Consider the following 23,980-nt stretch of genomic DNA (forward strand, 5'->3'; position numbering starts at 1 on the left):
CTTCGAACGCCAGAAGCCTCGGTCGTCGGAAGCCTCGATTCAAGTGGTCCGGACCATTTTCCGACCATGAAAGTCACACAGATCTTACAAACGATTCAACTTTCGACCAGAAAATTTCCGGTCGAAACCGCTCGAAGCCGGTGGGCGGTCACAGCTCGGCCGCCACCAGCTCCGCGATCTGGGCCGTGTTCAGCGCGGCCCCCTTGCGCAGATTGTCCCCGCAGACGAAGAGCTCCAGCGCCGTCGGATCGTCGAGCGCACGCCGCACCCGTCCCACCCACGTGGGATCCGTACCCACCACGTCGGCCGGCGTCGGGAACTCCCCCGCCGCCGGATTGTCGAAGAGCACGACGCCGGGTGCCGTGGCGATGATCTCCCGCGCCCGGTCCACCGTCACCTCGCCCTGGAAGCGGGCGTGGACGGTCAGCGAGTGCGTGGTGACGACCGGCACACGTACGCACGTGACGGCGACGGGCAGGTTCGGCAGTCCGAGGATCTTGCGGGACTCGTCCCGCACCTTCATCTCCTCCGAGGACCAGCCGTCCTCGCGCACCGTCCCGGCCCACGGCACCACGTTGAGCGCCACCGGCTCCGGGAAGGGGCCCGTGTTGTCCCCCACCGCCCTGCGTACATCACCGGGGGTCGTCCCCAGCTCCGTACCCGCGACGAGCGACAGCTGCTGGCGCAGGGTGTCGACACCGCGGCGCCCGGCCCCGCTCACCGCCTGGTACGAGGAGACCACCAGCTCGCGCAGACCGAACTCGGCGTGCAGCGCGCCCAGGGCGACGATCATGGACAGGGTCGTGCAGTTGGGGTTCGCGATGATGCCGCGCGGCCGGACCCGGGCGGCGTGCGGATTGACCTCGGGCACCACCAGCGGCACCTCGGGGTCCATCCGGAAGGCGCCGGAGTTGTCGACGACGATCGCGCCCTTGGACGCGGCCAGCGGCGCCCAGCGCTCGGCGACCTCGTCGGGTACGTCGAACATGGCGACGTCGACCCCGTCGAAGGCGTCCTCCGTCAGGGGCACCACCTCGACCTCCTCGCCGCGCACGGTCAGCTTGCGGCCGGCCGAGCGCGGGGAGGCGATGAGGCGGATCTCGCCCCAGATGTCCGCGTGCTGGGACAGGATCTGGAGCATGACGGTGCCGACGGCTCCGGTCGCTCCCACGACCGCGAGCGTCGGCCCTACGGACCCGGGTCGCACGGTCCCGGGTCCCACAGTCCTGGCCATCAGCGGCCGGTGCCTCCGTAGACGACGGCCTCGTCGCTGTCGGAGTCGAGCCCGAAGGCGCTGTGCACGGCGCGCACGGCCTCGTTGACGTCGTCCTGGCGGGTCACCACCGAGATGCGGATCTCGGAGGTCGAGATCAGCTCGATGTTGACGCCCGCGTCGGACAGCGCCTGGAAGAACGAGGCGGTGACGCCCGGGTTGGTCTTCATCCCGGCGCCGACGAGGGAGATCTTGCCGATCTGGTCGTCGTAGCGCAGCGAGTCGAAGCCGATCGCCGTCTTCGCCTTCTCCAGGGCCTCGATGGCCTTGTGGCCCTCGGTCTTGGGGAGGGTGAAGGAGATGTCGGTGAGACCCGTGGAGGCCGCCGACACGTTCTGCACGATCATGTCGATGTTGATCTCGGCGTCCGCGATGGCGCGGAAGATCACCGCGGCCTCGCCCGGCTTGTCCGGGACGCCGACGACCGTGATCTTGGCTTCGGAGATGTCGTGCGCGACTCCGGAGATGATGGCGTGCTCCACCTGCGCGTCCCCTTGCGGATTCTCGTTGCTGACCCAGGTGCCCGGCAGTCCCGAGAAGGACGAGCGGACGTGGATCGGGATGTTGTAACGGCGTGCGTACTCGACGCAGCGGTGCAGCAGCACCTTGGAGCCGGAGGCGGCGAGCTCCAGCATGTCCTCGGAGGAGATCCAGTCGATCTTCCGGGCCTTCTTCACCACGCGCGGGTCGGCGGTGAACACACCGTCGACGTCCGTGTAGATCTCGCAGACCTCGGCGTCGAGGGCGGCGGCGAGCGCGACGGCGGTCGTGTCGGACCCGCCGCGGCCCAGCGTGGTGATGTCCTTCTTGTCCTGGCTCACGCCCTGGAACCCGGCGACGATGGCGATGTTGCCCTCGTCCAGCGCGGTCCTGATGCGGCCGGGCGTGACATCGATGATGCGCGCTTTGTTGTGGACGGAGTCGGTGATCACGCCTGCCTGGCTGCCGGTGAAGCTCTGGGCCTCGTGGCCCAGGTTTTTGATCGCCATGGCCAGCAGGGCCATGGAGATCCGCTCTCCTGCGGTCAGCAGCATGTCGAACTCACGCCCGGCAGGGATCGGGGATACCTGCTCGGCGAGATCGATCAGCTCATCCGTCGTGTCACCCATCGCCGACACCACGACAACGACCTGATGGCCGTTCTTCTTGGCGTCGACGATCCGCTTGGCGACACGCTTGATGCCCTCGGCATCGGCTACGGAGGAGCCTCCGTACTTCTGCACGACAAGGCCCACGTGCGCTCCTCGCTCAATCCGTCTCGTACCGCACGACTGCGGTCGGCTCAGTCTAACGAGCGGCCGAATTCCACCCCGGCGATATCGCATCGTGAGATGTCCCGCTCACGAGTTGATCACCCGAATCCTCGGGCTGTTCACCTGGGCCCGTCCGGCCTCCGGTCGTCCGATCGGTCGGCTCCCGTCGGCCGGCCCTCCGGCCGCTCCAGGACCGCATCTGCCCTGCCCGGACGCACCTCACTCGGAAAGTGCGCCGAGTCACACCCACGAGCCGTCGCATTAAATTTCAAGCACTAAGGTTCCGCCTGTGCGCGTACTCCTGGTGGAAGACGACGAGCCGGTAGCCCAGTCGCTCCGGCGCGGGCTGCTGCGTTACGGCTTCGAGGTGGCCTGGGTCGGCACGGGCGGCGACGCCCTGGCCCACGAGGACCCGTACGACGTCGTACTGCTCGATCTCGGGCTGCCCGACACCGACGGTCTGGACGTCTGCAAGGCGCTTCGCGAGCGCGGTGACGTGCCGATCATCGTGATCAGCGCGCGCAGCGACGAGACGGACCGGGTGGTCGGCCTGGAGCTGGGCGCCGACGACTACGTCACCAAGCCGTTCGGCGTGCGGGAGGTCATCGCGCGGATAAGGGCGGTGATGCGGCGCGCCCAGCCGCGTACGGCGGCCGAGGCCGCGGCGGCGGGACCCGACCGGTACGGGTCGCGGCTGACCGTCGACCGCAAGGCGGCCCGCGTCCGGCTGGACGGCGAGGAGGTCGCCCTCGCGCCCAAGGAGTACGACCTGCTGGCCTTCCTCACCGAGGAACCGGGCGCGCTGATGTCGCGCGAACAGATCATGGAAGCGGTCTGGGACGCGAACTGGTTCGGGCCGACCAAGACGCTGGACGTACATGTGGCGGCGCTGCGCCGGAAGCTCGCGGGCGCGATCACGATCGAGGCGGTCCGCGGGGTCGGCTTCCGCCTGGAGATCGACAAGGACGGCGACCGCGGCAACGGCGGCGACGGCGGCACGAGCAACGACGGCAGGAACAGCGGCAGCAGGAGCAGCGGCAGCGGCAGCGGCAGCGGCAGCAAGGGTGACGCCGCCTCATGATCCGGCAGCTGATCGTCAGTTACGTACTTCTGGTGGCGGTCGCGCTGGCCGCCTTCACCGTGCCGGTGGCCTTCACGCTGACCTCGCAGTTGCGCGGGGACACCGAGGAGTCGGTGGAGCGCGAGGCCACCACCATGGCGCTGCTGCTGGGCGAGGGGGACGCGTCCTCGCGGCAGGCGCTCGTGCGGATGGCCGGGGCCTACTCCAAGGACACCCCCGGCACCGTCCAGGTGACCGACGCCGGCGGCGCGGCGGTGGCCTCGCTCCCCCTCCCCACGGACGACAGGGCGATCACGCGGGCCCTCGAGAACCATGAGCCGACGGTCGACTGGGGCTCCTCCTTCGTCTGGGGGAGGCACCTCGTGGTGACCGTGCCGGCCCGGTCCGCGGACGACGAGGACCGGATCGTCGGCGCCGTACGCATCAAGTACGCGACCTCCGACCTCAGCAGCCGGCTGTGGAACATCTGGGGCTTCCGGGCCGTACTCGCGGTCGGCGTGCTGGCCGTGGCCGCCTTCATCGGCGCCTTCGTGGCCCGCCGTCTCACCCGGCCGCTCCGCCAGCTCAACGACATGGCGACCCGTTTCAGCGACGGCGATCTCACGGCACGCTCGCCGGTGGAGGGCCCGCACGAGACCCAGCAGCTCGCCCGCACGCTCAACTCGGCCGGCGAACGCCTCGACAGCCTGGTCGCCGCCCAGCGGATCTTCGTCGCCGACGCCTCCCACCAGCTGCGTACGCCACTGACCGCGCTCCGGCTCTCCCTGGACAACATCGCGGACGGCACCGACGACGAGTTCGTACGGGAGGACGTGGAGCAGGCCACCTCCGAGGTGGTCCGGATGAGCCGTCTGGTGAACGGGCTGCTGGTGCTCGCGCGCGCGGAGGCGAAGGTGTCCGCGGCCGAACCGCTGTCGCTGCTCGACGTGATCGAGGAGCGCTTCGCGGTGTGGAGACCGGCCGCCGACGAGCGCGGAGTCACCGTCGCTCTGGGAGAAGTCGCCGGCGGCCGGCCGCTTGTGCTGGCCAGCCCGGGTCACTTGGACCAGGTGCTGGACAACGTCCTGTCGAACGCTCTGGAGGTCTCGCCGGACGGCGGGACGATCACCGTGGAGGTGTCGGTGTCGTCCCACCCCGACGAGGTCGTGATGTCGGTGCTGGACCAGGGGCCCGGCATGTCCGACGCGGAGAAGTCCCGCGCCTTCGACCGCTTCTGGCGCGGCCAGGGTCTGACGGGCCGGGCCGGCTCGGGGCTCGGCCTGTCCATCGTCAAGCAGCTGGTCACGGACGACGGCGGTGCGGTGGCGCTGCGGGACGCCCCCGGCGGGGGGCTGTGCGTCCGGTTCAGCCTGCGGCGGGCAGCACCGAGGAGTGGTGGTTGACGATCAGCCACTTGCCGCCGCGCTTCTCGTACTCGTACGTGTAACGGGCCTCGACGTTCTTCTTCTCACCGGACTTGGGGTCAGTCAGGGTGAAGACGTACAGCCCCGCGTCGATCGCCGAGTCGCTGTCCAGGACGTTGATCACGGACTTGATCTTCGTGCCCTTGGGCTTGTTCAGCAGGAAGTGGTCGAAGTAGTCGACGATCCCGGCGCGGTCCGTGCGGATGACGGGTGAGGCGGTGGGGAGGAGTACGGCGTCCTTGGCGTATCTGTCGGCGACCTTCTTCGAGTCCCCGGTCTGCAGGGCCGCGTTCCAGCCGTCGAACAGCGCGGCGATCTGCTTCTTGGTCGGCTTCGCGGCCGCCTGGCCCGCCGCGGGCTTCGACCTGTCCTCCGGCGCGGCCTGGCTGACACCCACGGTGACGGCTCCGGCCGCCACGAGGGCGACGGTGACGATCGCCGCGCGGGTACGTATGTGACGCTGCATCACAACTCCTGTGTGGTGGGGTGGACTTGCTCCCCTGGGGGAGTGATCCAACCTTCGCTTCACACCGGTTAGGCCCCGTGCAGCGCAGATGCAGCGCACGGCCAACGTTCGTACAAAACAGCGAAGCCGCAGGCACCGGGGAGGGTTTGGCAATGTCAGGTGGCTGGGAGGCCGGTTTGCTGCTGAGCGGCATCGTGCTGCTCGGTTCCTGTGTGCAGTGGCTCACCGGCATGGGCTTCGCGCTCGTCGCCGTGCCCGCGCTGGTGCTGCTGCTCGGCCCGGCACACGGCGTCGCCCTCGCCAACTGTGCCGCGGGCGCCATCTGCGTGGTCGGCCTCGCGGGCGGCTTGCGCGAGGTCCGGCTGCGCGCGATGGTGCCGCTGTGCGCAGCGGCGGCCTGCACGGTCCCCCTGGGCACCTGGCTGGCCCGCCGGCTCCCCGAGCCCGTCCTGCTCGCCTCCATGGGCGCTCTGGTGACGGTCGCCGTCCTCCTCGTCATGCGGGGCGCCCGGGTACCGGCTCTGCGCGGAGGCGGCGGCGCGGTGGCCGCGGGCGCGGTCGGCGGCTTCATGAACTCGTCGGCGGGTGTCGGCGGCCCCCCGATATCCCTGTACGCCGTCAACGCGGGCTGGACAGTACGGGAGTTCGTGCCGAACGCGCTGTTCTACGGGGTGGTGGTGAACGCGTTCTCCATCGCCGCGAACGGGTTGCCTCAACTCGGCGCGCCCGTGTGGGGGTTGGTGGTTGCGGGGATGGTGCTGGGCGGCTCGATCGGCAGGTGGCTCGCGGGACGGGTACCGGAGAAACAGGCCCGGCTGCTGGTGCTGTTGCTGGCGTTGGTGGGCGGGCTCACGACTTTGGGGAAGGGGTTGGGGGAGTTGCTGAGATGAAGGCGGACCAGGCGGGGGCGGTGACCTTCAATTCTGGGCCGGCGGCAGCCAGTTTGGTGTCGCGTATGTGGGCAGAGGTCCCGGTGAGGGCGACTTCGACACAGGCGCCGCCTTCGCCATCGCTGTAGCTGGCCTTGAACCACTTCAGCTCGTCGTTCACAGCTCATCCACCATCCGCTCGATGAAGCGGGCCGACTCGTCAGGGTCAAGGGCCATCATGCGGATCATGCTAAGCCGCTCGGTCTGCGCACTGACCACTGCCGGGTCAGAGGTCAACTGGCTCGTGGACGGAGCCTCCGTGTAGGCGAGGCGATCGTGATCCCGCGTCTCCAAGAGCACCATCGGCCCGTGCAGCGCGGCCGTCATCGCCCTGCCATAAGGCAGCACCTGAATCGAGACGTTGCGCGCCTTTGCCACCTCCAAGAGGTGCAGCAGCTGCTCCTTGTCGACGTACGGGCCTCGCAATGCCGCCTCGTACAGCGCATAGCTGCAAGCCGCCAACGGCTTGCGTGTATGGAGGCCCTGGCGCTCCAGCCTCGCCAGAACCCGTTCTTCGACGGTGTCATCGTCGAGGGGCGGAGTGTGGTTGCCGATCAGAGCCCTCGCATAGGCCTCGGTCTGCAACAGACCCGGGATCAGAGCGACTTCGTACCACCAGACGTTGATCGCCTCGCGCTCGTACTCCATGTAGTCCTGCGCCCTCGCCGGGAACTTCTCCCGCTTCAGGTAGTCCTTGGCCGCGCTCAGCAACCCCTCCGCATGACACAGCTCATCCGCCGCGTCGAGGACGCGCGGCGTCGGCATGCGGACGCCCTGTTCCATGGACTTGATGGTGTCCGGAGAGTAGTTGGCGGCGGCGGCCAGTTCCTCGCGGGTCACGTTCGCCTTGGTGCGCCAGCGTTTCAACTGGTTGCCGCTGTACCGCCAGTTGAGCGGCGACGGCGTGGAGGAGTTGTACTGGACTGACACTGCGGCCACCTCCGACTGATACACCCCGGCGTGTATCCCCTCGGTCACTACCGAGCGTAGCGGGACGGACGCCATCGTGTGACCATGACGAACGCACTCCCCCACTACCGTCCCGAGTGGGTCCCCCTGGCCGGCCACCAACTCCGCCTGTCCGGCATCCACTTCGACACGATCCGTGTCCAGGGCGTACGCGGGGAGCAGATCGCCTCGGACCTCGTCGAGGCGACGGACGGCGACGCGGGGCCCGTCGTCTGCGAGGCGGTCGGGTTCCGGTGGATGTACTTCCTGCTCGCACCCGGGGCCGCGCGGGCACACACGTGGCCGTTGGGGGTGCAGCGGTTCGGCGGGGCCGGAACCCGCACGGTCACGTACATCGGGATTCCGGCGCTGGACGGGAACACGTGGCCGCTGCAGTGGTACAGCGAGCCGACGCCGACCACGCCGTACGTGGACCCGGACCGGCTGCACGCGACGCTCGGCCGGAGTATCGCCGTGCAAGAGAGCTGATGCCCGTCACCGCACGCTGAGCGAGTACGCGTCCCGGGGCCGGGCACGTGCCCGGCCCCGGGAGACGTGGGTGATCCTCGGCGGGTCAGCCCGCCGCGTTCGCCAGCTCCTCCTGGGTCAGCTCCGAGAGGGGGCGGCTGTCCCTGGCGTTGGGGGTCGCCGGTTCCGCCGCGCCGCTGTCGGAGCGGGTGGCTTCCTGCGCGCCGTGGGCCTCCTGCGCCCCGCGGGCCTCCTGCGCGCCGTGGGCCTTCTGCGCCCCGCGGGCTTCCTGTGCCCCGCGGGCTTCCTGTGCGCCCTTACCGGCCGGGGCGGCGGCGGTGTCGGCGCGCTTCGCGGACGTGGCGGAGTCGGAGTCCGCGGTCACGGCTGCGGTGTCGTGGGCCGTGGCCGCCGAGGCGATGCCGGCCGTGCCCGCGGCGGCCAGGACGGTTCCGGCGGCGATGCTGTACAGCCGGCGGCGGCTCTGCGAGATCTTGCGGTGCTTCAACGGTCGTCCTCTGCTCGGGTGTTCGCTGTCTCGGATCGAGGACCGCCGCACGGCAGCGCGGCAGCACGGCAGCCCTCGTGTGACAGAAGTACGGGAGCGCGCGGAAGCAGGTTGCACGCGGCGGCGGAGAGAATCTTTCTGCCGCCGCGTGCAACCCCGCAGGCCCGATCCCCGTATGTAGGAGCGGCAGGACTATGCGCAAGCGGAGGTCGGCAAGAGTGAGGGAAGCAGTCCGGGAACGGGAGTTCCGGGAATTCGCCGAGGCGCGGCAGGCGCAGCTCCGACGCAGCGCCTACCTGCTCTGCGGGGACTGGTACCAGGCGCAGGACCTGACCCAGACCGCCTTGATGAAGCTCTACGCGGCCTGGGGACGGGTCAGCCGGGACGGCAACGTGGACGCCTACGCACGCACCATCCTCACCCGCACCTTCATCGACCAGCAGCGCAAGGGAGGTTGGCGCGAGGAGCCTGTGAGCGAGCCGCCCGACCTGTCCGCCGGCGCGCCGGTCGCACCGGAGTTGCGCATGATGATGCAGGAGGCGCTCATGGAGTTGTCGCCCCGCTATCGGGCCGTGCTGGTCCTGCGATTCTGGGAGGACTGGACCGTCGAGCAGACGGCACACGCGTTACGGGTGACTCCGGGGACGGTGAAGAGCCAGAGCGCCCGGGGGATCGCCCGCCTGCGTGCCATCGTCGAGAACATGAACAGTGAGGGGACGGCCAGGTGAGGCCGGAAATGGACGAGCGCGACGACGACGCCCTGCACGCCGCCTTCCAGGAGTTCCTCGGCGCGCGGCCGGAGCCGCCCCTGCCCAGCGTCGTCGACGCGGCCGTGGCCGGTGGCCGCCGCATCCGGCGCCGCCGCGTGGTGTTCGTCGCGGTGGGCACGCTCGTGGTCGTGGCCTGCACGGTCACCGTGGCCACCACCCTGTCCGGGGACGCCGGACACGACCCGCGGCCCATCGCCCCGGCTGCCACCCCTCATGCGAAACCCAGCGAGACCACAACCGCACCACCGGAGGGCTCAAGACCTCCGGGCGGCGCACAGCCCGCGGACGGCACGGCCACAGGTGGAGGGGAGTCCGCGCAGGACTCGGACGGCCGGGCGGAACCCGCCCACACGGGGGCACAGCGCTCCGGCGACTGAGACTCCCCCTCCAACTCCCGCCCGGCCGGGGTTACTTGACCTCGCGCAGGCCCAGCGGGCCCGCGATCTCCTCTGCCATCACCTTGCCGGCGGCCTCCGCGAGGGCGTCCTCGCTGAGGTCCTGGTCGGTGTCCAGGCCGTCCAGTTCCTCCAGGGGCTGGTTCAGGCGGACATGGGCGACCAGGGACTGGAGGGCGCGCAGGGTGGCCGAGGCGGTGGAGCCCCAGTTGGAGAAGTACGAGAACTGCCACCACCACATGGCCTCGGTGGTGCGGCCCGCCCGGTAGTGGGCCATGCCGTGACGGAGGTCCGTCATCACGTCGGCCAGGTCGTCCGAGATACGGGCCGGGACCGGGGGCTTGCGGGGCTCGTACGGGTCGAAGACCTCGGAGTAGACGTCGACCGGGTCGAGCATCTCCGCGAGGCGCTCGCGGAGTTCGTCGACGTCCGGCTCGGGGCCGAGGTCCGGCTCGTAGCGCTCGTCCGGGACGATGTCCTCGTGCGCGCCCAGGCGGCCGCCGGCCAGCAGGAGCTGGGAGACCTCCAGGAGGAGGAAGGGCACCGCCGAGTCCGGCTCGTCGCCCTTGGCGACCTCTGTGACCGCGACGAGGAAGCTCTCCACCTGGTCCGCGATCTGGACCGCGAAGTTGTCGGGGTCCTGCCCCGTCGCGTGCAGCGTGGCGTCAGACATCTAGAAGCCGGCCTTCCTCAAGGACTTCGACAGGACCTTCGTCCCCATTACTCGTTCAGACATCCAGCAGCCGCCTTCCCTCGAAGGCGCGCCCCAGAGTGACCTCGTCGGCGTACTCGAGGTCACCGCCCACCGGCAGCCCGCTGGCGAGGCGGGTGACCCTGAGGCCCATGGGCTTGATCATGCGGGCGAGGTACGTGGCCGTGGCCTCGCCCTCCAGGTTCGGGTCCGTGGCCAGGATCAGCTCCGTGACCGTGCCGTCCGCCAGGCGCGCGAGCAGTTCTCTTATGCGCAGGTCGTCGGGGCCCACGCCCTCGATCGGGCTGATCGCGCCGCCCAGGACGTGGTACTTGCCCCGGAACTCGCGTGTCCGCTCGATCGCGACGACGTCCTTGGGCTCCTCGACCACACAGATGACCGTGAGGTCGCGGCGCGGGTCGCGGCAGATGTTGCACAGCTCCTCCTGCGCCACGTTCCCGCAGGTGGCGCAGAAGCGGACCTTCGCCTTGACCTCCATCAGGCACTGCGCGAGACGGCGTACGTCCGTCGGCTCGGCCTGGAGGATGTGGAAGGCGATCCGCTGCGCGCTCTTGGGACCGACGCCGGGGAGCCGCCCCAGTTCGTCGATGAGGTCCTGGACCACGCCTTCGTACACGGATTGCCTTCCTGTTCCTGCTGGTTGCCCTGCTCGTTACCCTGCTCGTTGCCCTGCTTGCTCTACCGCTCGTTCGCTGCTCGCTCGGTACGTACCGTAGTCGTGCTCGCTCTCTTGGTACGTACGGTAGTTGGCGGTCGGCCGTCTTAGAAGGGACCGCCGGGTTGACTTAGAACGGCAGGCCGGGGATGCCGCCGCCACCCAGGCCCTGGGCCAGCGGGCCGAGCTTCTGCTGCTGGAGGGTCTGGGCGTTCTCGTTCGCCGCCTGGACCGCCGCGACGATCAGGTCGGCGAGGGTCTCGGTGTCCTCGGGGTCCACGGCCTTGGGGTCGATGACCAGGCCGCGCAGCTCGCCGGAACCCGTCACCGTCGCCTTCACCAGGCCGCCGCCCGCCTGTCCTTCGACCTCCGTCCGCGCCAGCTCCTCCTGCGCGTTCGCGAGGTCCTGCTGCATCTTCTGGGCCTGCTGGAGCAGCTGCTGCATATTGGGCTGGCCACCACCGGGAATCACGATCAGCTCCTGGTTTCGTACGGCTTGGGTACGGCTTCCCGGACGGCCGCGAGTACGACCGTCCGTACCGCTTGTGTACGGCTGTCCGGCGGGGTTTTCCCGCCTTGGCACGAGCCTACGTGGTCCGCCGGGCCGTCGCTCCAGCACTCTTTCGAGTGAGACGGCGGATTGGCCTATACCTGATCAACGCCCACGTCCGAGCGGAAAACCCCCGAAACCGGGTCCATCGCCACCCATTGGGAGGTAGTAAGGGTGCGGCGCAGCAGCATCTCGTGAACCTTGCGCCACGTTACCGTCACGCAACGTCACGAGTAGGGAGCGTCGGGTGAGCCAGCCGGACATGCAGCCCGAGGGGTCGGCCCAGGACGGGGACGGTCGGGGTGATGGTGCGCGGGCCGGTGTTCCGAGGCCGGGCGGGTTCGGGCCCGGCGGGTCCGGCGGTCCTGGCGGACCCGGGCGGAGTGGTCCGAGACGCGGTGCTCCGGGCCGGGGCGCGCTGGGGCCCGGCGGGCCGAGGCCCGGCGATCTCATGGGACGTACGTTCCCTCTCGGGGACTGGGGGGAGCCGGCCGAGCGGCTCCACGAGCTGTACCGGTGGGTGGAGGCGGGGGCGCTGGCCACGGCGTCCTGGTATCTCGCCGAGCGGGTGTGGAAGCGGCGGGGGGCGCGGGCGTTGCGGGCGGGGGCCGCGGTGGGGGCTCTTGCCGCGGTCGCGTTGCCGCTGCTCGATGTCACGGGGGTGGTGGGCGGGGGTGCCGTGTGGGGCTATCTCGGGATGCTGGTCGGGGTCGCGTGTGTGGCGGGGGACCGTTTCTTCGGGGTGACGGCCGGGTGGATAAGGGATGTGGCCACGGCTCAGGCCGTGCAGCGGCGGTTGCAGGTACTTCAGTTCGACTGGGCGTCCGAGTGTGTGCGGGAGGTTCTCGGGCCCACCGAGGGGACCGCTGGGGAGGCTGCCGAGCGGTGTCTCGGTGTGCTCCGGCGGTTCTCGGAGGATGTGGCTGAGCTGGTGCGGGTGGAGACGGCGGACTGGATGGTGGAGTTTCGGACCGGGGCGGGGCCGCTGGCCATCCAGGCGGGCGTGGGTGGGGGTACGCGAGTGGACACGGCCCCACCGGGACGCCCCCCGCTTCCCCCGGGCACCCGCCCGAACATGCCCCGGCAACGCCCGCCGGAGCCCCGGTAGGGCATTTTTCGCCCCCGCCGCCCCTACCCATTCCCGTCACTACTCGGGGGCCAGCCCCCGAACCCCCGCTCCTCAAACGCCGGAGAGGCTGGGGGTGCGGGGTGGGTGGGGAAGCGGGGGTGGGTGGGAGTGCAGGTGGGTGGGTGAGTACGGGCGGGTGGGCGAGAACGGGCGGGTGGGCGAGAACGGGCGGGTGGGCGAGAACGGGGCAGTGGGGAAGCGGGGGGTGGCGAGAACGGGGCAGTGGGAAAGTGCGGGTGGGTGGGCGAGAAACGGCCTGGACGGCCTTGTCCTCAAGCGCCGGACGGGCTGGGTCGCTGAGGGCTAGCGGGGTGGAATGCGTGCGGGTCCGGATGTGGCTGGTCGCGCAGTTCCCCGCGCCCCTAAAGACCTAGGGGCGCGGGGAACTGCGCAATCTTTTAGCCCCTCCGGCGTTTGAGGAGCGGGGGTTCGGGGGCGGAGCCCCTGAGTCAGGGACGGGAATGGGTAGGGGCGGCGGGGGCGAGGAAAAAAAGGGGGGGCTATACCTGCGGCAGCGGGAACGCCACCGGCCCCCGTAGACCCGCCCGGTTCACCCCCCTCACCCCGAAGAAGACGTTGTCCTTGGACAAGTCCACCTCGTGGGAGGTCACGTCGCCGACCGGAATGACGTGGGTCCACTCGGGAGCCGTGGTCTCGCGCCAGACGACCTCGTAGCCCACCAGGTCGGGCTCGGAACCACGCTTCCACGTCAGCTCCGTGGAGTTCGTCAGCGCGGCCGTAAGGATCCGCGCGTCGCGCGGCGCCGCCGGAGCCTGCGCCAGGGTCCAGAGCGCGGCGGCGTTGACCCGCGCGACCCGGGCCGTGAAGGGGAAGTCGCAGAACTCCGGCAGGTCCCCGTACTGCTTGCCGCCCTCGGCCCGCACGTCCTGGTGCTGGTGAGCGAAGTCCTCGGCCGGCTCCGTGAACCGGGCGGCCGCATAGCCCTGTTCGAGGAAGGGGATGTGGTCACCGCCCCGCCGGTACCGGTCCCGGCGGTAGACGACCCGCACGTGCATCCCCGTCGCCGAGTTGTCCCCGGTGTCACGGACGAAGCGCGCCAACTGCCGTGACGGGGAGTCGTTCTCGCCGCCCACCGAGCGACGCGTGGCCGCCTGCTCGGCGGTCTCCGACGTGGGCACGCCCTCGGCGAAGAGACGGATCGTGTACGGGTCCTTCGTCCCGTCGTCCGCCTTCGAACTGCCCACGATGTCGTTCGTGAACATGGCCTGCACGTCCGTGCCGGCCGCCTTGAACCGGGACGCCATGTGCGCGGCCCCGTACAGCCCCTGCTCCTCCCCCGCGACCGCCGCGAACACGATCGTCGACGCCGGGCGGCGCTTCGCCATCACCCGCGCCAGTTCCATCGCCACGGCGACCCCCGACGCGTCGTCGTCGGCGCCCGGGGCGTCCGAGGTGGCGTCCATGACGTCGGTGACGCGGGAGTCGTAGTGCCCGGAGACGACGTACACCCGCTCCGGTGTGACCGAGCCCCGCAGGGTCGCCACCACGTTGGTGATGCGGGTCGCGGTCGGGATACGGGACGCGGGTTCCTGGACGTACGACTGGAGTTCGGCCATCATCCGGCCGCCGGACCCGGCGGCGTACGAGCGCATCTCCGCGAGGATCCAGTCGCGAGCCGCGCCGATGCCGCGGTCCGGGTCGTCCTGGGTGGAGAGGGTGTGCCGGGTGCCGAAGGAGACGAGTTTGCGGACCGTCGCCTCGATGCGGTCCGCGTCGATCTCCCGCAGCAGGGCGCGCAGTTCACGGGAGGGGGCCTGCGCGGTGACCGGCGGACGCGGGCCCGGCGGCGCTGCCTCGGCGGACCGCGCGGGCGTGTCCACCAGCTCGGCCGTCGGCATGGCCGGAGCGGACGCGGCGGGCGCCGCGGACGGCCCCACCGTGACGGCTCCGGCGGCCGCCGTCGCGGCCAGGACGGTTCTTCTGCTGGGGCGTATGTGCGGGACGGGGGGTGGGGTGGGGGATGAGGTGGGGGATGAGGTGGGGGTGGGTGACATGGATCCATGGTTGTGCGCGTGTCCGGCGCACACAAGGGTCCCTGCCGTCACCCGGGCGCCCCCGCCGACCCCAGCCGGCCCCCGCCGACCCCACTCGGCCTCGGCCGACCCCGGCCGGTCTACCCCTCCGCGCAGATCTTCTGCCCCACCACCGTCGAGCACGGCAGATGGCCGTGCGTACGGACCACGTCCTGGCCGCTCCCCCGGCTGATGTACGTGAGGAAGCTGGAGACCAGCGAGTCGGCGGGCGGCTCGCCGTACGTGTACGCGTACTCGATCTCGCGGTACGGGTACTCGCTGTTGCCGTGTTCGATCTCCTCGACCGACGGGTCGTGGCCGTCGAGGGTGACCCGGTGCACGCCCTGGTAGCCGGTGGCGAGGTTGAGCTCGCTGTAGCCGATGGCGCCGGGCGTGCGGGCGACCGTGCTCAGCACCTGGTCGGTGGAGAAGAGTTCGCAGCGGATGACCGGGGCGGAGGGATAGTCCTTGTTCTCGCAGTCGGAGGAGGTGTTGGCGCCCTCGTTGCGTTCCAGGGCATGGCGCTGGAAGACCTTGCGCGTACCGGAGTTGGCGTCACGGCTGATCAGGCGCACGGGCAGGTCGGGGCCGCCGAGCTGCTTCCAGTTGCTGATCCGGTCGCTGTAGAGACGGCGTACGTCCGCGGTGGAGAGGTTCCTCACCGGGAGGCCCTCGTGGGCGACGAGCACGAAGACCGAGACTGCGACTCGGGTCTCGCGCAGCTGCTTCAGCGCGCTCGGCTTGGGGCCGTCGGAGAGGGCGATCACCGGCGGAGACCCACCCTTGGACTTGCCGCCGAGCGCGTCGAGCGCCTGGACACCGGCTGTGGAGCCGTGCGCGTCCACCTCGATCGTCGAACCCTCGCAGTCCTTCTCGTACTTGTCCGCCAGCTCGCGCATCACCGGCTCGAACGCCGTCGATCCCGTGACGGTCAACTCGCCCTGCTCGCAGCCGATCGGCGGCGGGGTGTCGTCGCGGGCGACCACGATGACGGCGAGCGCGAGGACGCACAGCGTGAGCATCCCGGTGATCAGCCGCGAGGGTCTGCTGAACAGCGGCGGCTTCTCGTCCGGTGTCGCACTGCGGTTGGGGTGCACCTCGCCGTCGCGGATACCGCCGATGAGCCGTATCCCACTGCCCACGTCACCGCCCGACAGCAGCACGAGGAGCTTGAAGTGCTCGCCGCGGTTGAGCGGGACGCGCGGGATGCGCAGGGTGTTGTCCTCGTAACCGAGGCCGTTCGAGGTGGTGAAGTGGTCCATCAGGTGGTCGGTGTCGGGCGGCTGCGTGACCGACACCCCGCGGATCGTGCGGTCCGTGAACACCGCGGTCAGACCGTGGAGTTCGCGTCCCGTGTAGTCCATGTCGGCGATGCTCTGCGAGCCGTCGTTCTCGATCCGGAGGAGGACGAGGGTCGCGTCCGCCATCCCCGGCGCCTCGTCGAACAGCCCGAGCCGTACGTTGGCCCTGCCGAGACGGACGTCGTCCCCTATCGGGTTGTCCATCTGTACGCGGTAGCCGATCCGTTTGCGACGCGGCACCCGGCGCTCGTACCAGACCATGACTCCCGAGGCCACGATGCCGACGACCGCCGTGCCCACGGCCACCACGTTCTCTGCGCTCAGCCACTCCACTGGGTGCCCCCACCACTCCCGGAGTCCGACGGTCCGGACACTGTACGGGCGGTGAGCGGGCCGTTCCGGTGACGAAGGCCGAAGTTCAGGCGTTGTTCCCTGGAGATTTTCGGAGTTCGGCGGTCCGCGGACGTCGAGAACGTGGCACCGGCTCCGTCCCAGGGACATCAGCGGCCCCCGCCGGCCGCACGGCGCCGAACTCCTCGGCGAGATGGCCCGGTTCGAGGACAGCTATCTGCTCTGCTACGTCCGCGGCCCGGAGGGCATCATCGTCGGACTGGCCCAGCAACTGGGCTGAGACCGGATCAGCCCTGCTCAGCCCTGCTTCGTGTACGTCAGTTCGTCGCCGTTGCTCGTGTTCACCCGGCGGAGGCGGCCGTCGGGGAGAACGGTCAACTCCGTTGCCTCGCCCGGGCTGCAGGACGTGGCCGGTTCGCCGACGGTGACCTCGGACGCGCCGATCCGGAGCGGACCGTCGGCGCTCGGGGCCTCGGAGAGCCCCGCCTCGAACACACAGTGGTACGTGCCGCTGCCGGCCGGGCCGTCCGCCGTGAGCGAGAGGACCGTGTCGCCCACCTCGCCCTGCTGGATGGTGAGTTCGCGGGTGTTGTGGCCCGTGGCGTTGTCGATGGACGCGGTCCAGGTGCCGAGGTACTTGACGGGGATCGCGCCGTCCGCCGGCGTCTCCTCCGGCGTGGTGGTCGGCGATTGCGTGGGCCCCTCGGTGGCCGGGCCCGGGGCGGGCGCGGTTGCCGTCGGGGACGTGGTGGGGTCGCCGCCGCCCGCGCGGTTGTCTCCGTCGCCCTTCATCAGGGCGTAGACGGATGCGCCGGCGCCGAGCGCGACGATCAGGGCGACGATGATCAGGACTGCGGTGGAGCGGCCGCCTCTTCCCGAGGGCGGGCCGGATTGTGGAAGAACTCCCGGGCCGTACGGGGGTGTTGGGCCGTAGGGGGGCGTTGGGCCGTAGGGCGGGGTCGAGCCCGGCGGGGGTGGGTAGCCGGCGGGCTGGTGTTGGTAGTGCGGGTAGCCGTAGGCGGCGGGCTGGGGGTGTTGCTGGGGGTAGCCGTAGGCCGGGTGGACGGGTGGGCCTCCCGGCGGGCCTCCTCCTGGTGGGGCGGTCGGTGGGGGTGTTCCGGGCAGGCCCGTGGTCATGGTGGGGAGATGGTCGAAGGGGGCGGCTCCCGGGGGGCCGGGCGGGGGTGGGGTGGGGCCGTCGGGGGTGGGGGCGTGTTCGTGTTCGGGGGAGGCTTCTGGGGGACCGGGAGTTTCTTCGCCCCCGCCGCCCTTACCCTTCCCGTCCCTGGGGGCTGCCGCCCCCAGACCCCCGCTGTCGGCCTGAACGGCCTCGTCCTCAAACGCCGGACGGGCTGGTTGTGCCTGAGGCTTCTTCAGCCCCTCCGGCGTTTGAGGAGCGGGGGTTCGGGGGCCGGCCCCCGACGGGGCCTGGGGCGGAGCCCCAGAGGGAAGGGACGGGTAGGGGCGGCGGGGGCGAGAGACTTCCGCCCCCTCAGCCGCACCAGCACCCCCCTCAGAACCCTCCGGACTCTCCGGATCCTCCGTATCGAGCAGCTGCACCGCGTGCCGGCCCAGCTGGGCCACCAGCATCCCCGGCAGCCACGGGTCCCGGCTGCGGCCGTCCGTGACGGTGTCCTCCGCGCCCGTGCGTTCCAGGATGTCGTCGAGGCTCGGGCGGGCGGCGGGGTCCTTGCGCAGGCACTGGCGGACGAGGTCGGCGATGCCCTCCGGGACGCCCGCCAGGTCCGGCTCCTCCTGGGCGATGCGGAACATCAGGGCGTGCACGCCGCTGTTGGCCGTACCGAACGGCAGGTCGCCCGTGGCCGCGTACGACAGGACCGAGCCCAGGCAGAAGACGTCGCACGCGGGCGTGATGCGGTCGCCGCGGACCTGCTCGGGGGCCATGAAACCGGGCGAGCCGACGAGCGCGCCGGTGCGTGTGAGGCCGCCGTCGGTCACCGTCTCCAGGGCGCGTGCGATACCGAAGTCGATGACGCGCGGGCCGTCGATCGTGACGAGGACGTTCGACGGCTTGAGGTCGCGGTGGATCAGTTCCGCCGCGTGGATGTCCTTGAGCGCGTGCGCGAGACCGGCCGCGAGGATCCGTACGGAACGCTCGGGGAGCGCCCCGTGATCGTGCCCGACGACCGTTTCGAGCGAGGGCCCCGCCACATACCCCGTGGCGACCCAGGGGATCGCCGCCTCCGTGTCCGCGTCGAGGACCGGTGCCGTCCAGTACCCGCCCACCCGCCGGGCGGCCTGCACCTCCTGGCGGAAGCGCGCCCGGAACTCCTCCTGCTCGGCGAGTTCCTGACGTACGAGCTTGACCGCGACCGTCCGCCCCCGGTCGGAACGCGCCAGAAACACCTGCCCCATGCCGCCGGCACCGAGCCGCGCCAGCAGTCTGTACGCGCCGATCCGCAGCGGATCGGCAGGCCCGAGCTTCTCCATCGGAATGCCGCCCTCCCCCGTACTTGTGCGACAGCCCGAGGATTTCACTACCCGTCCGGGGCGTCCAGTGAGGATCTACGGAGTCAAGAGAGTCCAGGTCAGAGCCCCTGGTCCGTCGCCGCACACGGAGTGTGAAGGTTCCGGAGAGTGGCGCGCTGTCCCGCTGTCACTCGTTCCAGCCACCCCAGGCCGTGACGTCCTGGCCGGTCAGGGCCTCAGCGATCTGCCATCGCATCCCGCCTCGTGAACCCTTCACGAGGACGGTGTCCTCGGGGCGCAGGACCGATTGCAGGTACGCGGTGGCGGTGGCGTTGTCGGCGACGATGGCTACGTCGGGCACGCCGGATGCGCCGGCGGCGAGGGCCAGTTGCTTCGCGAGGTCGCCCCCGACCGCCACCACCAGGTCCACGCCGTACTCGCCCGCAATCCGGCCCACGGACCGGTGAGCCTCCACCGCTTCGTCCCCCAGCTCCAGCATTTCCCCGAGCACAGCGATCCTCCGGCCGCCTCCTCCGTCACGACGCCTCCAGGGTGACGCCACGGCCCGCGTAGAAGCGGCCCAGGGCCGCCCAGGGGACCGGGGCGAACTGCTGCGATGTGCTGGGCAGGCCAGAGGGGTTGTGGATCAGCAGGGCCTCGTCGTCACAGCCGACCGCGAGGACCAGGTGGCCGCCCTTGCTCGACGGAGCGGGGTCGAGGGTGCGGATGGTCTTGTGGACCGACAGCATCGCCAGTCCGCCGCCGGTCAGGACATCGCGGATCCGGGCGGTGGACAGCTCCGCTTCCGAGTGGGCGCCCAGGCCCCACCGCGCCACGACGTGGTCGGCGAACGGCTGATAGATCAGCCCTCTCACTCTGTCTCCCTCACGAACGTACGCCCCGGCCTCGACAAGATCGCGGACGAGCGGGACCGGCGGCGGAACGGGATGCCCCCAGAAGTCGAGTGCCATGCGCAGGCAGGCCACGCCGCACATACGGGGGGCCCAGAACGCGTACTCCTCGGGGGTGTCGGCGCCGGACTTGGGCCACAGCGGATCGTCTTCCGCTGCTCTGGTCCCGGTGATGAACTCCGGGACCAGAGCAGCGGAAATCCATTGCGAGTGGTACGGGACGGGATGTTTGATCACGGGGCGCATGTCCCCGCAGTCTGCCCTACGGCAGGTACCGCGGCTTGGTGAACGCGGTCTTCACCAGGTGCTGGACGAGCACGTCGTAGGGAATCGACGCTGCTCGGGCCATGGTGGCCAGGTTCCCCCGCTCGGACAGTCCCGGCAGCGTGTTGACTTCAAGACAGGTGACCCGGCCACCGGCCCCGGCGAGGAAGTCGACCCGGAGTACACCGTGCGCACCGATCATCCGGAACACCCGGCGGGCGATGTACTGCATGATCTCCGTCACCAGGGCAGGCAGGATCGAGGGGCAGTGCTCGGCGCGGAGCGCCGGGTCGTGCTTGGCGGCGTAGTCGTAGAACTCCCTCTCAGTCTCCACGTCGTGGACGGGCAGCGTCTGCAGGCAGCCCTCGACCTCGATCAGACCCACGGTGCAGGGGATGCCCCGCACGTACTCCTCGACCATGTACTCCGCGTAGTCCGCCTGCGTCGCCTCGATCAGCACCCTGAGCTGTGCTTCGTCCCGAGCGATCCCGGCCGCGAGGCTGCCGCCGCCCGAGGACGGCTTGACGAACACGGGGTAGCCGATGGTGTTGCGGACCACGGACAGAGTGGCGTCGGTCGACAGCGACGAGTCGAGAACCGTCCAGCTCGGCGTGTTGATCTGCTCGCGCGCGAGCATCAGCTTGAACGTCGGTTTGTGCATCCCGATTGCTGACGCCATCACACCCGACCCCGTGTAGGGGATGCCCAAGGTATCGAGCGCGCCTTGGATCTTGCCGTCTTCGCCGCCAAGCCCATGCAGGGCCAGTAGAGCGACGTCACTACGGTCCTTCAGCATGGATAGCGGAACGTCGGCCATGTCGATCAGGTCGGCCGTCAGACCGGCCTCGACAAGAGCCTTGGCGGCATGCTCTCCCGACGTCAGCGAGCCTGGCCGCTCAGGAGAGAGCCCTCCGCACAGGACCCCGATCCGCAGGGTGGTGATGTCCGGCATGTCGATGGGCACGCAACTCTCCCCGTCTACCTGTAGGGGCGTGGTCTGCACAGATCCTCCGATCGTCTGACTACGAGAAGTCGTACCAACCCGCCCCCTGACGTCCTTCCGGGACCATCAGCGGAGCGGGCGTTGAGAGGGGGCGTACGCCCCAGTGCCGCTAGTTGCCCTTGGGCGGGAAGGGGCAGTAGTCGCAGCACTTGGCAGCTTCCGAGAACTGGAGCCACAGCGTGCGGTCCGGCACGTACCCGGCCGTGGTCATCAGCTCGGGTGTCCGCTCCAGTGCCTCCGCTGGCGTGCCTGCGGGGGCGGGCGGGTCCGGCATGTGGTGCACGAACCGGCCGAGGCGGGAACACAGGCGCGCGTAGGTGTGCGTGTGCAGGATGAGAGCGTGCCAGCCCTTGTCGACAGCACGGGACGACCGCAGGCGCTCGCCCGGGATTGCGGCGCAGGCGGCCACGAACTTCAGCGCCTCCTTGACGATCCGCTCGGCGGAGCTCCGCTCCAGCTCATCGTGGTCGCGAAGCACAGTGGTCACGACGGCGCCGAACTCTGCCTCGCTGATGAGTGAGAGCGCCGACGTTTCGTCCGCCTGTACGTGCGTGATGGTCTGCATAGGTTCTCCAAATCGTTTGGCTGAACGAGAGTTGTGCCACCCGCCTCGCCGCAGTCCTTGCGGGACCTGCGACGGGGCGGGCTTGCCGCCTCTGGCCGGGCTTGCGGTCCCGGCCGGAGGGGCGTCCTCGGTGCGGCCCTGACCCGGATGCGCCGCCATGGGCCCCTCAACACCGGGACACGGTGTGGCGCGTCAGTCGCGGGGCGGAGGCATGCAGGGCGAATGCGCCTCGCTCGTCGGGCCTCCGCTGGACACGCGGACAACGTCGTACGGCGCCGACTTCCGGCCGACCGTGACGGGCTTGTCGCAGACGACGCACATCCGCAGACCAGTGAGGGTGCCGTAGTGATCGCACAGGGAGACGACCGAGCGGGCGAGCCGCCGCACGCGCCGCACCTCACCAGCGAGGCCGGCGGCCTCGATCTCGTCCAGGCGCCGCAGGGCCTCGCTCATACCGGCCATCGCGACCTTCGCCTGAACGTCGTCCTCGGGCCGCCCGGCGATCGCCGCGTCGACTTCCCGAAGGAGCCACGTCAGGTTCTCGCGGTACCGGCGCTCGGCCGCCTTCAGGTCCTCGTAACGGATCAGCGGCGCGTTCTCGTCGAGCATCTTGGAGGCGTCGTGCCGCATCGCCGCGACATCGAGCTGCGTGGCTGTCTCGCTCTGGGCGGCGTTCACCGCGGGAGCCTCTGTCCCCGGTGAACAGGGCAGTCGCACGACGGGAAGATGCCCATCGTCGGCAGCGGCTCCCGGCCGGCGCTGAGCGTGCCGCGGTCCTCGGTGATCTGGCCGACGCGGCTCACGGCATAGGCCCTCATCGTCATCTTGGCCCCGGGGTCGTGCTCCCGCCTCGGGGTTGTACTTTGCTCCATGTCGGCGCTCCTACGAAGTGTCGGCCATGCCCCGGGACCGTTCGCGCGGTCGCCGGGGTCTTCGATATCTGGCCAGGATCTTGTGCCGCGCGGTGTCGACTCGATCCCCCACCGGTAATCTCACTGTGAGATGACTTTCCATCCCGTTTGGGGATATCGGGGGCTGCGCCATGACAACGCTCGGACCGATCGAGCTGCCCGAATGGGCATGGGAGCGCGCCGAGGTCAGGCAGGCCCTGCGCGCGCGGGACATGGGCGGCGTATTCCGGTGCGTGCAGCAGTACGCGGGAGCCAGTCAAGGCCGCATCGCGGCCGCGGTCGGCATGGCCCAGGGCCGCGTCAACGAGATCATCAACCGGCGCCGGGAAGTCTCCCGCCTCGACGTGTACGAGCGGATCGCCGACGGCCTGCGCATGCCCGACGACGCCCGTCACCTACTCGGCCTCGCGGCAAGCCGAGAGAAGCGCTTCGGTGGTGCAGCGTTCGACCTGGCCGCATTCCCCGAAGTCGTGCGCGTGTACGCCGCGCAGAGCTCCGCAGCCGAGGAGATCCAGCAACAGGCGCGCGAGGCACACGAGTTGGACGTACTCGCCGTACGTGGTCTCGGCCTGATCGGGCTGAACGACTCGCTCCTGCGCACCTGCCTGCCGCGCGACCAGGGCGGCAAGGGATTGCGCGTGCGGGTGCTCCTGCTGGACCCGGACTCTGATGCCCTGACCCAACGAGCGGCGGAAATCGGGGAGTCAGCCGAGTCCCTCGCCGGTGGAGTGCGGCTTGCCGAGGCGCGGCTTCGGGAACTGCTCGCCGATTCATGCGACATCCAGGTGTACCGGTACCGCATGCTTCCCACCTGGCGGCTCATCCGCACTGACTCCACCATGTTCGTCAGCGCCTTCGACGCAGGGTGGGAAGGCCACGAGAGCGCCACGTACAAGGTGATGGAGACCCCACACGGGCCCCTGTTCCGGGGGTTCCGCAGGATGTTCGAAGCGATCGTCAACGGCGCGGAGCGCACGGTCTGAAGCGGAGAGGAAGCACTGGTGATCGAGGCGGAGTTGAAGGCCCGCGTTCATGCGGCCGAGGCGGTCATGCGGCAGCTCGACGAGCGCGGCGAGGCCCGTATCGAGGTGTACCAGGACACCTACTACGACTGGCCGGACGGCTCGTTGGGCAAGCGGGACCAGGAGCTGCGCGTGCGGACGGTCCACGGCGCCGACGGCCTACGGACGGTCTTGACGTTCAAGAACGCCACGGTCGACGAGGCCTCCGGCTCGAAGCCTGAGCACGAGACCCGAGTTGAAGATTCTCAGGAGACCCACGCCATCCTGCAGAGGCTCGGCTACGTCCCGCTGATCGCCTTCGAGAAGCGGTGCCGCAACTACCACTTCGAGGCCCACGGCCGACAGATGCTCGCCACGCTCGTGCGCGTCCCCGAGATCGACGGTACGTTCCTGGAGGTCGAAACCATCGTCGACGAAACCGACGTCTCGGCCGCACTCGACGACGTACGTACCGTCCTCTCAGAACTCGGCATCGGTCCGGAGGACCTGACACGAGAGCTGTACACAGACGCTGTTGCCGCGCAACGCCTCCGCTGAATCCGGGCGCTCCAACCGGATGGCGATCGGCCCCCGTCTCACGGCGAATTCCAGGGGCCGTCGTGCTGTACGCCCGTCTCCGGCCCGTTCCGCCCGTGAGCGGCCGTCCCAG

Annotated in this window: 27 protein-coding genes and 1 pseudogene; 10 read left to right on the forward strand and 18 right to left on the reverse strand. The window is 70.1% G+C overall.

Annotation, left to right across the window (positions count from 1 at the left end; all coding sequences use genetic code 11):
* Nucleotides 1-148: 148 nt before the first annotated feature.
* Both ACIBEI_RS24815 and ACIBEI_RS24820 read right to left on the reverse strand, forming a co-directional pair.
* A complete protein-coding gene (locus ACIBEI_RS24815) occupies nucleotides 149-1,234 on the reverse strand; it encodes an aspartate-semialdehyde dehydrogenase (RefSeq protein ID WP_398892302.1) in 1,086 nt (361 codons plus the stop codon).
* Entirely contained in the window at nucleotides 1,234-2,508 is a 1,275-nt protein-coding gene (locus ACIBEI_RS24820) for an aspartate kinase (RefSeq protein ID WP_398892304.1), read from the reverse strand. Before ACIBEI_RS24820 ends, ACIBEI_RS24815 begins: the two co-directional genes overlap by 1 nt.
* Before the next feature lie 307 nt (nucleotides 2,509-2,815).
* Between ACIBEI_RS24820 and ACIBEI_RS24825 the strand changes: the two genes are divergently transcribed.
* Both ACIBEI_RS24825 and ACIBEI_RS24830 read left to right on the forward strand, forming a co-directional pair.
* Nucleotides 2,816-3,607, forward strand: coding sequence for a response regulator transcription factor (locus ACIBEI_RS24825; RefSeq protein ID WP_398892306.1), 792 nt, complete (start codon nucleotides 2,816-2,818; stop codon nucleotides 3,605-3,607).
* On the forward strand, nucleotides 3,604-4,989 hold the full coding sequence (locus ACIBEI_RS24830) for a sensor histidine kinase (RefSeq protein WP_398892308.1): 1,386 nt from the start codon (nucleotides 3,604-3,606) through the stop codon (nucleotides 4,987-4,989). Before ACIBEI_RS24825 ends, ACIBEI_RS24830 begins: the two co-directional genes overlap by 4 nt.
* Here the strand turns inward: ACIBEI_RS24830 and ACIBEI_RS24835 are convergent.
* Nucleotides 4,952-5,476, reverse strand: a complete 525-nt coding sequence (locus ACIBEI_RS24835) for an SgcJ/EcaC family oxidoreductase (RefSeq protein ID WP_398892310.1) — start codon at nucleotides 5,474-5,476, stop codon at nucleotides 4,952-4,954. The two genes, ACIBEI_RS24830 and ACIBEI_RS24835, sit on opposite strands and share 38 nt — an antisense overlap.
* A gap of 152 nt (nucleotides 5,477-5,628) precedes the next feature.
* On the opposite strand from ACIBEI_RS24835, the gene ACIBEI_RS24840 reads away from it, so the two are divergent.
* Nucleotides 5,629-6,366 carry a sulfite exporter TauE/SafE family protein gene (locus tag ACIBEI_RS24840; protein ID WP_398892312.1) on the forward strand — a complete coding sequence of 246 codons (738 nt, stop codon included), beginning with the start codon at nucleotides 5,629-5,631 and terminating at the stop codon, nucleotides 6,364-6,366.
* On the opposite strand, the gene ACIBEI_RS24845 is transcribed toward ACIBEI_RS24840, so the two are convergent.
* Nucleotides 6,326-6,526 carry a DUF397 domain-containing protein gene (locus ACIBEI_RS24845; protein ID WP_398892314.1) on the reverse strand — a complete coding sequence of 67 codons (201 nt, stop codon included), beginning with the start codon at nucleotides 6,524-6,526 and terminating at the stop codon, nucleotides 6,326-6,328. The genes ACIBEI_RS24840 and ACIBEI_RS24845 overlap by 41 nt on opposite strands.
* Nucleotides 6,523-7,335 (reverse strand): helix-turn-helix domain-containing protein, encoded by an 813-nt coding sequence (locus ACIBEI_RS24850; protein WP_398892316.1) that lies wholly within the window; start codon nucleotides 7,333-7,335, stop codon nucleotides 6,523-6,525. Before ACIBEI_RS24850 ends, ACIBEI_RS24845 begins: the two co-directional genes overlap by 4 nt.
* A 78-nt stretch (nucleotides 7,336-7,413) precedes the next feature.
* Here ACIBEI_RS24850 and ACIBEI_RS24855 point away from each other — a divergent pair, with 78 nt between their 5' ends.
* Complete coding sequence (locus tag ACIBEI_RS24855; RefSeq protein WP_398892318.1) at nucleotides 7,414-7,842, forward strand: hypothetical protein; 429 nt, start codon at nucleotides 7,414-7,416, stop codon at nucleotides 7,840-7,842.
* Nucleotides 7,843-7,927: 85 nt separating this feature from the next.
* Here ACIBEI_RS24855 and ACIBEI_RS24860 read toward each other — a convergent pair whose 3' ends face one another.
* A complete protein-coding gene (locus tag ACIBEI_RS24860; protein ID WP_398892320.1) occupies nucleotides 7,928-8,329 on the reverse strand; it encodes a hypothetical protein in 402 nt (133 codons plus the stop codon).
* A gap of 218 nt (nucleotides 8,330-8,547) precedes the next feature.
* Between ACIBEI_RS24860 and ACIBEI_RS24865 the strand changes: the two genes are divergently transcribed.
* Together ACIBEI_RS24865 and ACIBEI_RS24870 are read left to right on the forward strand one after the other, a co-directional pair.
* Nucleotides 8,548-9,057, forward strand: coding sequence for a SigE family RNA polymerase sigma factor (locus ACIBEI_RS24865; RefSeq protein ID WP_398892322.1), 510 nt, complete (start codon nucleotides 8,548-8,550; stop codon nucleotides 9,055-9,057).
* An 8-nt stretch (nucleotides 9,058-9,065) separates the two neighbouring features.
* Entirely contained in the window at nucleotides 9,066-9,476 is a 411-nt protein-coding gene (locus ACIBEI_RS24870; RefSeq protein ID WP_398892324.1) for a hypothetical protein, read from the forward strand.
* A gap of 31 nt (nucleotides 9,477-9,507) precedes the next feature.
* Here ACIBEI_RS24870 and ACIBEI_RS24875 read toward each other — a convergent pair whose 3' ends face one another.
* The 3 genes from ACIBEI_RS24875 to ACIBEI_RS24885 form a co-directional block, all read right to left on the reverse strand.
* Nucleotides 9,508-10,167 carry a DUF5063 domain-containing protein gene (locus ACIBEI_RS24875; protein WP_398892326.1) on the reverse strand — a complete coding sequence of 220 codons (660 nt, stop codon included), beginning with the start codon at nucleotides 10,165-10,167 and terminating at the stop codon, nucleotides 9,508-9,510.
* Nucleotides 10,168-10,222: 55 nt separating this feature from the next.
* Nucleotides 10,223-10,822, reverse strand: coding sequence for a recombination mediator RecR (recR, locus tag ACIBEI_RS24880; RefSeq protein WP_055613476.1), 600 nt, complete (start codon nucleotides 10,820-10,822; stop codon nucleotides 10,223-10,225).
* A gap of 169 nt (nucleotides 10,823-10,991) precedes the next feature.
* Nucleotides 10,992-11,333, reverse strand: coding sequence for a YbaB/EbfC family nucleoid-associated protein (locus tag ACIBEI_RS24885; protein ID WP_079053092.1), 342 nt, complete (start codon nucleotides 11,331-11,333; stop codon nucleotides 10,992-10,994).
* A gap of 325 nt (nucleotides 11,334-11,658) precedes the next feature.
* Between ACIBEI_RS24885 and ACIBEI_RS24890 the strand changes: the two genes are divergently transcribed.
* Nucleotides 11,659-12,519, forward strand: coding sequence for an SLATT domain-containing protein (locus tag ACIBEI_RS24890; protein ID WP_398892329.1), 861 nt, complete (start codon nucleotides 11,659-11,661; stop codon nucleotides 12,517-12,519).
* 521 nt (nucleotides 12,520-13,040) lie between these two features.
* Here the strand turns inward: ACIBEI_RS24890 and ACIBEI_RS24895 are convergent.
* Together ACIBEI_RS24895 and ACIBEI_RS24900 are read right to left on the reverse strand one after the other, a co-directional pair.
* Complete coding sequence (locus tag ACIBEI_RS24895) at nucleotides 13,041-14,555, reverse strand: M20/M25/M40 family metallo-hydrolase (protein ID WP_398892331.1); 1,515 nt, start codon at nucleotides 14,553-14,555, stop codon at nucleotides 13,041-13,043.
* A 119-nt stretch (nucleotides 14,556-14,674) separates the two neighbouring features.
* Nucleotides 14,675-16,207 (reverse strand): substrate-binding domain-containing protein, encoded by a 1,533-nt coding sequence (locus tag ACIBEI_RS24900; protein WP_398892333.1) that lies wholly within the window; start codon nucleotides 16,205-16,207, stop codon nucleotides 14,675-14,677.
* A 181-nt stretch (nucleotides 16,208-16,388) separates the two neighbouring features.
* Here ACIBEI_RS24900 and ACIBEI_RS24905 point away from each other — a divergent pair.
* Nucleotides 16,389-16,505, forward strand: a pseudogene (locus tag ACIBEI_RS24905) (VOC family protein); the annotation flags it as partial.
* Between the two features lie 17 nt (nucleotides 16,506-16,522).
* Here the strand turns inward: ACIBEI_RS24905 and ACIBEI_RS24910 are convergent.
* The 7 genes from ACIBEI_RS24910 to ACIBEI_RS24940 all read right to left on the reverse strand — a co-directional run bounded on the left by ACIBEI_RS24910 (nucleotide 16,523) and on the right by ACIBEI_RS24940 (nucleotide 22,270).
* Nucleotides 16,523-18,676 (reverse strand): serine/threonine-protein kinase, encoded by a 2,154-nt coding sequence (locus ACIBEI_RS24910; protein ID WP_398892335.1) that lies wholly within the window; start codon nucleotides 18,674-18,676, stop codon nucleotides 16,523-16,525.
* 166 nt (nucleotides 18,677-18,842) lie between these two features.
* Nucleotides 18,843-19,217, reverse strand: a complete 375-nt coding sequence (locus ACIBEI_RS24915; RefSeq protein WP_398892337.1) for a glutamate ligase domain-containing protein — start codon at nucleotides 19,215-19,217, stop codon at nucleotides 18,843-18,845.
* Nucleotides 19,192-19,812, reverse strand: coding sequence for a C39 family peptidase (locus tag ACIBEI_RS24920; protein ID WP_398892339.1), 621 nt, complete (start codon nucleotides 19,810-19,812; stop codon nucleotides 19,192-19,194). The genes ACIBEI_RS24915 and ACIBEI_RS24920 overlap by 26 nt, the downstream gene beginning before the upstream one ends.
* Before the next feature lie 16 nt (nucleotides 19,813-19,828).
* Nucleotides 19,829-20,794 (reverse strand): D-alanine--D-alanine ligase, encoded by a 966-nt coding sequence (locus ACIBEI_RS24925; protein WP_398892341.1) that lies wholly within the window; start codon nucleotides 20,792-20,794, stop codon nucleotides 19,829-19,831.
* Nucleotides 20,795-20,942: 148 nt separating this feature from the next.
* Complete coding sequence (locus ACIBEI_RS24930; protein ID WP_398892343.1) at nucleotides 20,943-21,398, reverse strand: glycine-rich domain-containing protein; 456 nt, start codon at nucleotides 21,396-21,398, stop codon at nucleotides 20,943-20,945.
* A 192-nt stretch (nucleotides 21,399-21,590) separates the two neighbouring features.
* On the reverse strand, nucleotides 21,591-22,076 hold the full coding sequence (locus ACIBEI_RS24935) for a DUF6415 family natural product biosynthesis protein (RefSeq protein ID WP_398892345.1): 486 nt from the start codon (nucleotides 22,074-22,076) through the stop codon (nucleotides 21,591-21,593).
* Nucleotides 22,073-22,270 (reverse strand): hypothetical protein, encoded by a 198-nt coding sequence (locus ACIBEI_RS24940; protein ID WP_398892347.1) that lies wholly within the window; start codon nucleotides 22,268-22,270, stop codon nucleotides 22,073-22,075. The genes ACIBEI_RS24935 and ACIBEI_RS24940 overlap by 4 nt, the downstream gene beginning before the upstream one ends.
* A gap of 170 nt (nucleotides 22,271-22,440) precedes the next feature.
* Between ACIBEI_RS24940 and ACIBEI_RS24945 the strand changes: the two genes are divergently transcribed.
* Together ACIBEI_RS24945 and cyaB are read left to right on the forward strand one after the other, a co-directional pair.
* Nucleotides 22,441-23,292 carry a helix-turn-helix domain-containing protein gene (locus tag ACIBEI_RS24945; RefSeq protein ID WP_398892349.1) on the forward strand — a complete coding sequence of 284 codons (852 nt, stop codon included), beginning with the start codon at nucleotides 22,441-22,443 and terminating at the stop codon, nucleotides 23,290-23,292.
* 18 nt (nucleotides 23,293-23,310) lie between these two features.
* Entirely contained in the window at nucleotides 23,311-23,868 is a 558-nt protein-coding gene (gene cyaB, locus ACIBEI_RS24950) for a class IV adenylate cyclase (RefSeq protein WP_398892351.1), read from the forward strand.
* Nucleotides 23,869-23,980: the final 112 nt, after the last annotated feature.

The sequence above is a fragment of the Streptomyces sp. NPDC050988 genome, assembly GCF_044456225.1.
Classification (GTDB): domain Bacteria; phylum Actinomycetota; class Actinomycetes; order Streptomycetales; family Streptomycetaceae; genus Streptomyces.

Bases quoted from the DNA above. Each gene is read 5' to 3' on its own strand.
- ACIBEI_RS24815 (WP_398892302.1), bottom strand. From the start codon at position 1,234: ATGGCCAGGACTGTGGGACCCGGGACCGTGCGACCCGGGTCCGTAGGG.
- ACIBEI_RS24830 (WP_398892308.1), top strand. From the start codon at position 3,604: ATGATCCGGCAGCTGATCGTCAGTTACGTACTTCTGGTGGCGGTCGCG.
- ACIBEI_RS24835 (WP_398892310.1), bottom strand. From the start codon at position 5,476: ATGCAGCGTCACATACGTACCCGCGCGGCGATCGTCACCGTCGCCCTC.
- ACIBEI_RS24840 (WP_398892312.1), top strand. From the start codon at position 5,629: ATGTCAGGTGGCTGGGAGGCCGGTTTGCTGCTGAGCGGCATCGTGCTG.
- ACIBEI_RS24870 (WP_398892324.1), top strand. From the start codon at position 9,066: ATGGACGAGCGCGACGACGACGCCCTGCACGCCGCCTTCCAGGAGTTC.
- ACIBEI_RS24875 (WP_398892326.1), bottom strand. From the start codon at position 10,167: ATGTCTGACGCCACGCTGCACGCGACGGGGCAGGACCCCGACAACTTC.
- ACIBEI_RS24895 (WP_398892331.1), bottom strand. From the start codon at position 14,555: ATGTCACCCACCCCCACCTCATCCCCCACCTCATCCCCCACCCCACCC.
- ACIBEI_RS24910 (WP_398892335.1), bottom strand. From the start codon at position 18,676: ATGGAGAAGCTCGGGCCTGCCGATCCGCTGCGGATCGGCGCGTACAGA.
- ACIBEI_RS24920 (WP_398892339.1), bottom strand. From the start codon at position 19,812: ATGCGCCCCGTGATCAAACATCCCGTCCCGTACCACTCGCAATGGATT.
- ACIBEI_RS24930 (WP_398892343.1), bottom strand. From the start codon at position 21,398: ATGCAGACCATCACGCACGTACAGGCGGACGAAACGTCGGCGCTCTCA.
- ACIBEI_RS24940 (WP_398892347.1), bottom strand. From the start codon at position 22,270: ATGGAGCAAAGTACAACCCCGAGGCGGGAGCACGACCCCGGGGCCAAG.
- ACIBEI_RS24945 (WP_398892349.1), top strand. From the start codon at position 22,441: ATGACAACGCTCGGACCGATCGAGCTGCCCGAATGGGCATGGGAGCGC.